This window comes from Brevibacterium sp. FME37 (assembly GCF_014897485.1).
GTDB lineage: Bacteria > Actinomycetota > Actinomycetes > Actinomycetales > Brevibacteriaceae > Brevibacterium.
Genome location: NZ_JABUYE010000004.1, coordinates 343646 through 354880 on the forward strand (window position 1 = coordinate 343646; position 11235 = coordinate 354880).

The 11235-nt window shown below is 63.9% G+C and carries 9 protein-coding genes; 6 read left to right on the top strand and 3 right to left on the bottom strand.

Features of this window, described 5'->3' with window-relative positions; translation table 11 throughout:
- Positions 1-8: 8 nt before the first annotated feature.
- The 3 genes from INT29_RS07620 to INT29_RS07630 form a co-directional block, all read right to left on the bottom strand.
- Positions 9-1427: an SLC13 family permease gene (locus INT29_RS07620; RefSeq protein WP_193071269.1), complete on the bottom strand. Its 1419-nt coding sequence runs from the start codon at positions 1425-1427 to the stop codon at positions 9-11.
- Between the two features lie 148 nt (positions 1428-1575).
- Positions 1576-2874: an NAD(P)/FAD-dependent oxidoreductase gene (locus INT29_RS07625; RefSeq protein ID WP_193071270.1), complete on the bottom strand. Its 1299-nt coding sequence runs from the start codon at positions 2872-2874 to the stop codon at positions 1576-1578.
- A gap of 152 nt (positions 2875-3026) precedes the next feature.
- The gene (locus tag INT29_RS07630; RefSeq protein ID WP_101574545.1) at positions 3027-4115 is read right to left on the bottom strand and encodes a YeiH family protein; all 1089 of its coding nucleotides are present in this window, start codon (positions 4113-4115) and stop codon (positions 3027-3029) included.
- 86 nt (positions 4116-4201) lie between these two features.
- Between INT29_RS07630 and INT29_RS07635 the strand changes: the two genes are divergently transcribed.
- The 6 genes from INT29_RS07635 to INT29_RS07660 all read left to right on the top strand — a co-directional run bounded on the left by INT29_RS07635 (position 4202) and on the right by INT29_RS07660 (position 10982).
- Positions 4202-5119, top strand: coding sequence for a LysR substrate-binding domain-containing protein (locus INT29_RS07635; RefSeq protein ID WP_193071271.1), 918 nt, complete (start codon positions 4202-4204; stop codon positions 5117-5119).
- Between the two features lie 103 nt (positions 5120-5222).
- Positions 5223-6380: a trans-sulfuration enzyme family protein gene (locus tag INT29_RS07640; protein ID WP_193071272.1), complete on the top strand. Its 1158-nt coding sequence runs from the start codon at positions 5223-5225 to the stop codon at positions 6378-6380.
- Positions 6380-6949: a GNAT family N-acetyltransferase gene (locus INT29_RS07645; protein ID WP_193071273.1), complete on the top strand. Its 570-nt coding sequence runs from the start codon at positions 6380-6382 to the stop codon at positions 6947-6949. The genes INT29_RS07640 and INT29_RS07645 overlap by 1 nt, the downstream gene beginning before the upstream one ends.
- A gap of 181 nt (positions 6950-7130) precedes the next feature.
- Entirely contained in the window at positions 7131-8129 is a 999-nt protein-coding gene (locus tag INT29_RS07650; protein WP_219618920.1) for a cytochrome c oxidase assembly protein, read from the top strand.
- A 196-nt stretch (positions 8130-8325) separates the two neighbouring features.
- A complete protein-coding gene (locus tag INT29_RS07655; RefSeq protein WP_101574541.1) occupies positions 8326-9084 on the top strand; it encodes an enoyl-CoA hydratase in 759 nt (252 codons plus the stop codon).
- A gap of 266 nt (positions 9085-9350) precedes the next feature.
- Entirely contained in the window at positions 9351-10982 is a 1632-nt protein-coding gene (locus tag INT29_RS07660; RefSeq protein WP_193071274.1) for a long-chain-fatty-acid--CoA ligase, read from the top strand.
- Positions 10983-11235: the final 253 nt, after the last annotated feature.

Consider the following 11235-nt stretch of genomic DNA (forward strand, 5'->3'; position numbering starts at 1 on the left):
CAGATGCCTCAGAAGAACATGGCAGGGATGACGAGACCGCCGACGAGCACGATGGGCCCGATGATGACCATCGACATGCCGAACTTCACGAGAATGCGCGTCAGTCGCGCCTTATGATCCTGTGGAGCCGTGGCCACGACCGTGGCACCCAGCGTCGAGAACGGCGAGACGTCGACGACGGCCGAGCACACGCCCAGCGCCGCAATCAGTGCCCAGCCGGGTACTCCGCCAGCGGCGATGAGGGGCAGCGCGAGAGGCACGAGCGCGGCGAGGATGCCGGTCGTGGACGCGAACGCGGACACCAGTCCGCCGACCACGCAGAGAACGAAGGCAGCGATGAGCGGCGATCCGATCGCCTCGGCGCCCTCACCCAGGAGATCGACGGCGCCCATGTTCTGCAGCACTCCGACGAAAGTAATGATGCCGCCCACGAGCAGGACGGTCGACCAGTCGATCTTGGGCAGCGCGGCCTTGCCGGTCTTAGGATCGGCGAGCGAAAGAATCGCACCGAACAGAAAGCACAGCAGGCCGATGTCGGGCTCCTTGCCGAATGCTGCCAGAGCGACGACCGAGCCGATGAGTCCGACCATGAGGACCACGGTGAGCATCTGCACGAATGTGAAGGGGCCCGACTCGGCGCTCGCCGAGGTGCTTGAAGAGTCGAAGAGCGCTTCGTCCTCTTCATCCTCACCGAAGGCCACCTTGGTCGCCGAGGCCGATCCACGGGAGATCGTGGAACCGGCACCTTCGCCGGTGGTTCCGAACCCGTTCGTCTCGCTGACGTAGGAACCGGAGTGCGCGGTACCAGCCGCGGCCATGGCGGACTTGCGTCCGAAGAGTGTGCGACCGTACATGAAGTAGGCGACGACGAGCATGACGAGATAGACGACGACGGCGATGCCGAAGAGCAGGAACGGCGACAGGTCGATTCCCGCATCATGGGCGGTGCTGTACGTGACGATGCCGTAGAGGCTGGTCGGAGCGAACCCGCCGGCACCGATGGCGAAGCAGATCGCCAAGCCCATCAGCGCATAGTCGACCCCGTACTTGCGGGCCACCTGCATGCCCACCGGCATCATCACGAGACCGGCAAGAGGCGCCCCCATGGAGGCAATGCCGGCTGTGATGATGAAGAAGACGATGGGGAGGAGGACGGCAGAGGACCCGACCTTCTCCAGCGCCCAGTCGATGATCTTGTCGACGGTCCCGTTCTCCTGCGCAATGGCGAAGAAGTAGGTGACCCCGGCCAGCAGGATCATGATCGAGAGCGGGAACTCCGCGATGATGTCATCGACATTCATATCCGCCAGGAACAGACCGGTGCCGGCTGCGCCGACGAGCATGAGTATGCCGATCTGCACACCGCGGATCGCGCCGATTGCGAACAGGGCGATGAAGATCAACAATGCAATGATTTGAAGGAGCATGATTTCCCCATTTAGGCTGGAATTTCGCTGAACGAAACTGGATGGCTCGCTGAGCGACATTACCAGTTCGGCAAGGACAGTAGCGGTAATCGCAGCCCGAATGGTCGGTAATTCCCAAATAACGGCACGTGAGTGTGCCCAGCTGAGATCAGCCCATGACGTTTCCGCTTGTCCCTGCCGGAGACCGCAGCCGCGAGAAGGTACCCAGGTTCAGCTCCCCGCCCGTGTATCCGAGTGAGATCTGGAGGGGATCACGGTCGTGGTCATGACCGTGCTCGACGGCGTCGATGAGTTCCGCCATGAGCTCGCCGACCATCGGCGCATTCTTGAATTGGTTGCCGCTGGTGCCGACCGCCTGATAGAAGCCATTTGCCTCGGAGCGGTCGTAGATCGGAGTCCAGTCGGTAGAGGCATCGTAGACGCCGACGACTCCTCGGGCCCGGTTCGGGATCGTGATGTCGTTGAAGCGTTTGGCCGCTCGCAGCGCCTGCGACTCGAACTGTTCGGGACGAACGCTCATCGATACGGTGTCAGGGTCCTCGACCCATTCCAGCTCATCGCATTCGGGTTCTGTGCCTCCGATGAGCAGCTGGCCGCCCACCTCGGCGCGCATATAGGTGCCGATACCGGCATCGAGCACGGCCGGGATGCGGGAGCCATCGGCGCGGATGACGGTCGATTCCGCCGGCAGAGTGTGGACCTCCTGGCGTAGGGGAGTCAGCGAGATTCCGTGGTCGGATCCGACCCCGGCGAGCTCGTTGAGTCGGGCTGACCAGGGTCCGGCCGCGTTGACCACGACGTCGGCATCGAGGACTCGGCCATCGGCGAGGTTGATCGACCAGGTGGAATCGGCGTGGTGGAGGCCGATGACCTCGGTGTTGTAGAGGAACCGGGCGCCATGTCGTTTGGCGGCGCGGGCGAAGTTCTCCGTGGCCAGGACCGGGTCAGAGATATACCCGCCGTCGGGTGTGTACAGTGCTGTGGCGGGCTCGACACTGTCGTCGAGGAAGGCTGGATCTTCCGGGCGCGTCGGTGGAAAGTGGTTCGAGGGGTCGACACCGGGTAGCTCCCGGGCAAGATCGGCTGCGTCCCACTCGGCATAGCGGATCTTGAGGGCCTCAAAGTCTGTGCGGACTGTGGCCGGGATCAGCCCGGGTATTTCGAAGACGGCCATGCCGGTGCGCATGAAGTCCGCGACCGGTTCCGATTCCGGTGCCTGAACATGGTCCCGCAGGTTCTCCCACAGGTGCTTGGACTCCCAGGCCAGGGCGATGGAGTCCCGCAGGGAATAGGTGAAGCGAACGATCGCACTGGTCGCCCCGGTCGAACCCTGTGCCGGTCCCGCCTTCTTGTCGACGACGGTGACGAAGTATCCACGTCTGGCCAAGGAGAACGCGATGGACGCTCCCATCACGCCGCTGCCGACGACTATCGCGTTCGCACTCATTGCCGCATCCTTCTCGACTGGATCATGGTTCGACTTCGCCATCATCGTAGCCAGGACGGGCAGCCTGCAGAAGGTGCTTCCAGCATGTGTGCGCTCAGGAGCTCAGATCAGGACCAAGGTGAGAGCCTCAGACCAGTACCGCGCTCATTACCTCAGGTCAGGAGGACGGCGCCGCCGAGGCTGATCACCGCGACGATGAGAGTCGTCACCGCGGCTAGGCCGATCGGACCTGCGCCGAGGTTGCGCAGTGAACGCCACTGGACTCCGCGCCCCAGGGCGAACATCGCCATGGCCAGGCACACGGTCTGGATCCAGCCCAGGCCGGAGACCGCAACGTCAGGCAGCAGGCCGAAGGTGCGCAGGCCCGCCATGAGGAGGAATCCGAGAACGAAGAGGGGAATGATGGGCGGGCGCTTCGCCGCAGGTGCAGCGGGCAGGCCACCCGAAGGCGACTGGGCATCCGAGGATGACTCAGCGTCCGACGAGGACTGCGAGGCCACCTCGGCGGGGGAAGTCACCAGAGCCCGCTCCCGGCTCTCGTTGCGGCGCATCACCAAGCTGAACACGGCGACGGTCGGGGCGAGCATGATGACGCGGGAGAGCTTGACGAGGACGGCGACTTGCAGAGCCGCGGGGCCGATGATGCCGCCGATTGCGACGACCTGCGCGACCTCGTGGGTGGACGCCCCGCCCCACATGCCGGCGGTGTCCTGGGCCAGACCGAAGGCGGCGCTCAGCGAGGGGATCACAGCGATCATCAGGGTGCCGAAGAGGACCACGAGACCGATCGCCGCGGCCACGTCCTCCTTCTTCGCCTTCAGCGTCGACTCGACCCCGGCGACCGCGGCGGCCCCGCAGATGCCGAACCCGCAGCCGATGAGCAGCGCAAGACTCGAATCGACGCGGAACGGACGTGCCAGCAGCAGTCCGGAGATGATGCCGACGGCGACGACGACCGCGGCGAGCACGAGGACCAGCCAGCCGAGGTCAAGGATGTCGCCGAGGACGACCTGTGCGCCGAGGGCGACGATGCCCAGACGCAGGAGGGGCTTGGCCGCGAAGGCGAGGCCGGGTTGGAAGGTCTGCGGCAGTTCGGGGAGGACGTTGCCGACGATGATCCCCAGGACGATGGCGACGAGGAGCGGGGAGAGAATGGGGGCCACCATTGAGATGGGCCACGCGATCGCGGTGGCGACTGCGGCGACTCCCAAGCCTGGGAGGAGGCTGACAATGCGTTTCATAAGTTCAGTCTGTCAAGCACTCAGAGGTTTCGGTAGCCGGCATTGTTCGACCGACCCATATGGCGCTGATATGGCAGTATTGGGGCATGCAGGATCTCAGCAGAATGCAGGACTGGCCCGAGCTCCCGGCGCTGGGGCTGCTGGTGACTCTGAGCGCGAGCGCCCAGTCCATTGGACAGGCCGCCGAGGCGATGGGCCTTGCGCAGCCGAATGCCTCACGCAGCCTGCGCCACCTGGAAAGAGATCTCAAGGTGCCGCTGCTCGTGCGCTCGCCGCAGGGCACCCAGCTCACCGCCGAAGGTCATGCCGTGGCCCAATGGGCCTCGAAGGTCATCGATGCCTATGCCGATCTCAACGCCGGCACCCGCGCCATCCAGGATGCGCGGGCTGGCACTGTTCGGGTCTCCGCCTCGCTGACCGTGGCCGAATACCTTCTGCCCCGCTATCTGACGACGTTCACTTCCTCCCATCCCGATATCGACGTGGGACTGGCGGTCGAGAACTCGGCCGCGGTCATCGCTGCCGTCCGTGAGCAGCGTTGCGACCTCGGCCTCATCGAGTCTGTGTCCCTGCCCAAGGATTTCCCCGCCGAGGTGGTCGGCCATGACCGTCTTATGATCGCCGCCGCACCCGCCTTCGCCGATGCGTGGACGGCCCCGATCGCCGCTGAGGCGTTGGCCGAGGTTCCGCTGCTGGTCAGAGAGGTCGGTTCGGGAACACGGGAGGTCCTTGACTCCGCATTGGCTCGCTTCGGTGGGGCACGTGTGGCGGGCGAGTACGGGTCGAACTCGGCGCTGAAGATCGCAGCTGCCACCGGTGTCGCACCCGTTGTGCTCTCCGAGCTGGCTCTGCGCGATGACTTCCGGGCCCGACGCCTGGTGCCGCTGCCGGTGCAGTCCGGGGTCGCCCTCGACCGTGAACTGCACGCGGTGTGGTCGCCTAGGCGCCGACTCTCAACAGGAGCCAGGGCACTGCTGGAGCACATGGTGCGTGTACGCGGCTGAGGCACCAGCGGTGTGACTGAGGCCTCCGAATGACCGCTGAGGCGTCAGTCACACCACTGAGACGTCAGTGCGGAGTGGTCGGCACGCGACATATATTGGGACGATGACCTCTCCAGATTCGTCCCACGCACCAGAGACCGTCCTCGTCGAGGCGGGTCGTCCTCAACGCTCGACCGGGTCGTCGGTGAACCCTCCCATCGAACTGTCCTCGACCTTCGTCGGCAGCCGTGAGATCGATCAGTCCGCCTATGTCTACGGTCGGTTCTCGACCCCGGCGTGGACTCCGTTCGAGGAGGCATTAGCTGAACTCGAACATGCTGCGTTGCCCGGACTGGTCTTCGGCTCGGGGCTGGCTGCGATCGCCGCTGCCCTCAGCCTGGTCCCGCGCGAGGGCACTCTGATCATGACCCGGCACTGCTACCAGGGGTCGCTGGAGTCCGCGGGCGAAGTCGCCGAGCGCAGCGGATTCACGCTCGCCACCGTCGACATCGCCGACACCGCGGCCGTCGTGACGGCACTCGACGAGGTTGCTGCCGCCTCGGCGGTGCTGTGGATCGAATCTCCGACCAACCCGATGCTCGAAGTCGCAGACACACCCGCACTCATCTCCGCTGCGCGCGAGCGCGGCATCCTGACCATCGTGGACAACACCTTTTCGACCCCGCTGCTGCAGACGCCGCTCGATCTGGGTGCGGACGTCGTCGTCCACTCGGTCACCAAATACCTCGCCGGACACTCGGATGTCGTCCTCGGTGCAGCGCTGACCAGCAACGAAGAGCTGCACCAGCGACTTCATCGCGAACGCTCACTGCGCGGGGCAATCGCCGGGCCCTTCGAGGTCTGGTTGGCGCTGCGTGGTCTGCGCACCTTGTCGGTGCGCATGGAGCGCGCCCAGGCCAATGCCGCGGTGATCGCGAAGCGTCTGAGCTCGCACCCCAGCGTCGTCGAAACCCGCTACCCGGGTCTGCCCGAGGACCCCGGGCATGAGCGTGCGGCGGCACAGATGTCGGGATTCGGTGCGATCGTTGCCTTCTGCACCCAGACGCCGGAACAGGCCACAGCCGTCGCCGAGGCGGTCCGGGTGTGGACTCCTGCCACGTCCCTGGGCGGAGTGGAGTCCCTCATCGAACGTCGTCGGCGCAATGCCTCGGAGCCGGAATCGGTTCCCGATGGGCTGCTGCGTCTGAGCGTGGGCATCGAGCACGTCGATGATCTGTGGAGCGACCTCGACGCGGCCCTGCGCACGGCTCACAGCGCTTGATGGCTGCTCCCTTCGTTCTCGACCGTCCAGGACTTCAGGACCTGGATGAGGTCTTCGAAATCCACAGCGACCCCCGTGTCTGGACGCATTTTCCCAGCGGTCGGATGGTCAGGCGGGCGGAAGCCGAGGCGTATCTGTTAGCTTGCATCGCTGATTGGGAGATCGACGGGCTCGGTGCGTGGATTGTGCGCGAATCGGAGGATGGCCCGGTGCTGGGGACCTGCGGCTGCGGCGTGAGGCGCAGACCCATGGCCGATGAGTGGGATCCCGATCGGATCGAAGCCTATTGGAACCTCGGCTACCGCTTCCGCCCCGAGGTTCAGGGCCGCGGCTACGCCAGCGAGGTCTCACGCCTGGCCGTTGCTCGGGCCCAGGAGCTCAAGCCGGAACTGCCGGTCATCGCCTACCTGCTCGAACATAATGCGGCTTCACGGAGAGTCGCGGAGAAGGTGGGTCTGACCTTGCGGCATCGAGCACCTGATGCCGGTAACCCCGATCCGCGGGCGATGCGACTGGTCTTCGCCGACCGGGTTCTGACGGGGAGTCAGCTGGCGGCCGCGCTGATCTGAGCACGCCACTGGGCTGACTGGACTGCCTGGACGGGCCGTGCACCTGAACGGGCCGCTGGGTCCGGGCAAGCGCCTCGGCGAGGGTGGAGATCTCCGGGTGACGAAGCGGCACAACCAGCGTACGGTGGGCCTCGAGCCAATTTTCTACGGTACGTAGAATTTGATCGAGGAGAGGGCGCGCATGCATGAGCACCAGATGAGCGGGACGATGTGGCATCCGACGCTCCCGCCGACGCTGTCACGGGTCATCGAATGGCACCCGCAGCCGATCCCCATCATCGTCATCCTCGCGACGCTCGGCCTCCTGGCGTATCTCATCTGTGTTTGGCTGCTCCATCGGCGAGGAGTGCCCTGGCCGATCTCGCGAACCATCTGGTGGACCTTGGGTATCGCCACCGTGATCCTCGTCGATGGCACAGCATTGAATGGCTATGGCATGGCGCTGTTCAGCATGCACATGATTCAGCACATGATTCTGTCGATGCTCAGCCCCATCCTGTTGGTCCTGGGTGCGCCGATCACACTGATGCTGCGTGTCCTGCCGGCCGGGTCGGGTCGATGGAATGCGCGTCGAGTGATCCTCGCAATCGTCCACAGTCCTCCTCTGCGCGTGCTGACCAACCCGGTCGTGACAACCGTGTTGTTCCTGATGAGCTTGTACGGTCTGTATTTCACCCCCGTCTTCGACTGGTTGATGTCGACGATGTGGGGACACAACCTGATGTTCATCCACTTCGTGGCCATCGGGATGCTCTACTTCTGGAACATCTTCGGTATCGATCCCTCACCGCGAACGAGCAGTAAGCGCCAGGTTCGCATCGATCCCACCGTCGTGCAGGTCTTCGAGATTGTGGCCACCATCCCGTTCCACGCATTCTTCGGGATTGTCGTGATGATGTCGACGACATTGCTCACGAGCTTCTACAGAATGCCGATGTGGGGCATCGATCCGTTGAAGGACCAGTTCCTCGGAGGCGGCATCGCGTGGGCGTTCACGGAGATTCCGACGTTGATCATGCTCGGCGTGCTGGTGTTCAAGTGGCAGAGATCTGATGCGCGACTCAGTCGTCGTCTCGACCGCCAAGCTGCCAGGGACGGTGACGCCCAGCTGCGGAATTACAACGCCTATTTGGCTTCGCTGTCTGAGGCAGACCAGCACAGCCGGCACCGCAGAGTGTGACCACCATGAACTGGCAGGACCACAGTGGCCCGGGGTGCAACGTGGCCCGTGGCACGGCGGCAAGTGCGCTGCTTGACGGGAAAACGCGCCCGCTCGCTTCCAAGAGTACTTCCGAGCGGTGTGACCCAGATCAACTTAACGTACGTTAAAGTTGGATGAAAGATCAGACATCCAACGCCAACATAGAGGAGTCGCTTTGACCTCGAGTGTTCTCACCGACCTGAACGATGGGGTCGTCACTGTCACGATCAATCGCCCCGAAAGTCTCAACGCGCTGACCGAGGAGGCTATGGAGGGCATCGGGGACGCCGTCGCTGCGGCAGCCACCACAGCCCGTGTGCTCATCATCACCGGCAATGACCGGTCCTTCAGTTCAGGTGCCGATCTGCAGGGGTCTGTGCAGGGCGGAGGGCTCGGCCTCGACCGGGCCAACTCCATCATCCGATCGATCATCGATCTGCCGATACCGACCATCGCCGCGGTCTCCGGTCCCGCAGCCGGCATCGGCTGTTCCCTGGCTCTGGCCTGCGACTACACCGTGATGAGCGAAGAGTCGTACCTGATGTTGGCCTTCACTAAGATCGGGCTCATGCCCGATGGAGGGGCGACGGCACTCGTCGCAGCCTCGGCGGGTCGGCATCGAGCCATGAAGATGGCGCTGACGGCACAGAAGGTCTGGGCCAAGGAAGCACTCGATTGGGGCCTGTCCAGCGAGGTCACGCTCGCGGGCGAGCACCTGAGCCGGGCACAGGAGATCGCAGCACAATGGGCTCAGGGCGCACCCCTCGCTTTCGCCGCTTCGAAGGGAGCCATCAACGCGGCGACGCTGACTGAACTCGACGATGCATTCGACCAGGAGCTCACGGGTCAGACAGCGTTGCGAGCCAGTAATGACTTTGCCGAAGGGGTCGCGGCCTTCATCGAGAAGCGCGGACCGAACTTCACCGGCGAATAGCCGGACTGTCGCATCGGACGGGCCCGACTCGGCGAACAGGGCGGGCCCGCACCTCGGCGTCCGTTAGTTTCTAATTGGTAACGTTGCGGTGCAAATTGTGAACCGCATCACCTGCCGGGATATTCTGACGATGAAAACGACCCAGGCGTCAACGTGTTCCGACTGCACACCATGACGCGAACCGTGCAGCCTCGACAACTGCGCAAGCTCTGGGTCCCACCACGATCGCGACACCCCAGTACGACCACCATGATCAAAGGAGTCTCATGCTTACAGGCATTCCATCCACACTCGGAGACAGCTACCAGCTCAACACCACCACCCTGATCCGGCATGCCGCGACCTTCTTCGGCGAATCAGAGGTCGTCTACCGTCGGTCTGACGGGTCCTGGGGTCGCTCGAACTACGCCGACGAATACAAGCGGATGGCTCAGCTCGCCCATGGTCTGGGCGAGCTTGGAGTGGGCGCAGGCTCCATGGTCGGCGTCATCGACTGGAACTCTCGCCGCCACCTCGAGCTGTACTTCTCGGTCCCCGGCGTGGCCGCAACCATGCTCCAGCTCAACCTGCGTCTGGCTCCCGAGGACCTCGCCTACGTGGTCAGCCACTCGAAGTCCGACTGGATCTTCGTCGACGAGTCACTCCTCCACGTCGCCGAGTCGCTCGCACCGAAGCTCGACGTCAAGGGGTGGGTCATCATGACCGACAAGCCCGCCTCGGAGATCGAGACTTCCTTAGAGAACGTCGTCTTCTACGAAGATCTCATCGCCGACAAGCCGGAGACCTATGAGTGGCCTGTTGTCGACGAGAAGACAGCGGCCTATGCCGGCTACACGACCGGAACTACAGGTCGACCCAAGGGTGTCTACTATTCCCACCGCTCGATCTACCTGCACACGATGGGCGGACTGGCCGCACTCAATGCGACCTTCGACGATTGCGTCATGCCTATCACCCCGATGTTCCACGTGCTCTCCTGGGGCTTCCCGCAGAACGCGGTGGCTGCCGGCGCAAAGCTCGTCCTGCCAGGTAAATTCGCCGTCGAAGAGTTCGGCGCCATCGGCCAGGCCTTCATTGAAGAGAAGGTGACGCTGGCCAACGGCGCTCCCGCGATCTTCACGCCGATGCTGGCGATGATGAAGAATATGCCGACCCCGCCCGACCTCAGCGGCGTCCGCCTGGTCTCGGGATCCTCCGAGCCGCCGCTGTCGATGATGCGCGGTTTCAAGGAGATCACCGGCGCCGAGGTGATCCACGGATACGGTGCCACCGAAACCACTCCGCTGGCGACCACGAACTGGCGCATCAAGTCCGGCATGAATCTCAGTGATGAGGAGAAATGGGACCTCAAACGCTACCAGGGCCTGCCGATCATCGGCGTCGATCTCAAGATCGTCGACCCGACCGGCCAGGAGATGCCTCGCGATGGGAAGTCCGTAGGCGAGATCGTCATGCGCGGTCCGTGGATCACGGAGTCCTACTTCCAGCTGCCCGACAACGCGGACCGGTTCATCGACGGCTGGTGGCGTTCGGGTGACGTCGGTGTCATCGATGCCTACGGCTACCTCAAGATCACCGACCGCCTCAAGGACGTCATCAAGTCCGGCGGCGAGTGGATCTCCTCGATCGATATGGAGAACGCGATCCTCGACAGCCCCAACGTCAAGGAAGCAGCCGTCATCGGAGTCCCTGATGAGAAGTGGGATGAGCGGCCGATTGCCTATGTCGTTGCCAATGACGGCGCCGAGGTGACCCGCGAGTCCATCATCGAAACTCTCAGTGAGCGCTTCGCCAAGTGGCAGATGCCAGATGAGGTCAACGTCGTCGAGGAGATGCCGCGCACCTCGGTGGGGAAGCTCGACAAGAAGCTGCTCCGCAAGAACTGGGAAGAGAAGTAGGCCCAGCAGCCTAGTCTGGTCTGCGCAGGTCTGCGCACAGTGGGCCTGGGCAGGCCGCGGCCGGCTGAGCCGCCTGGCCCGGGCCGGCTCGCGGAGGTCGTGGCCGGCTCTCCCCTGTAGCTCAGGTGCTGTGCTGCTCCCCTTCCTCGAAACGCGGGTGCTCAACTGAAACTCGGTTGAGCACCCTCTGTGATGCTCCTATAGATGTCAAGCGGCTTGAAGAAGGAAGTCCCGGTACTGCGCTGCGAACTCG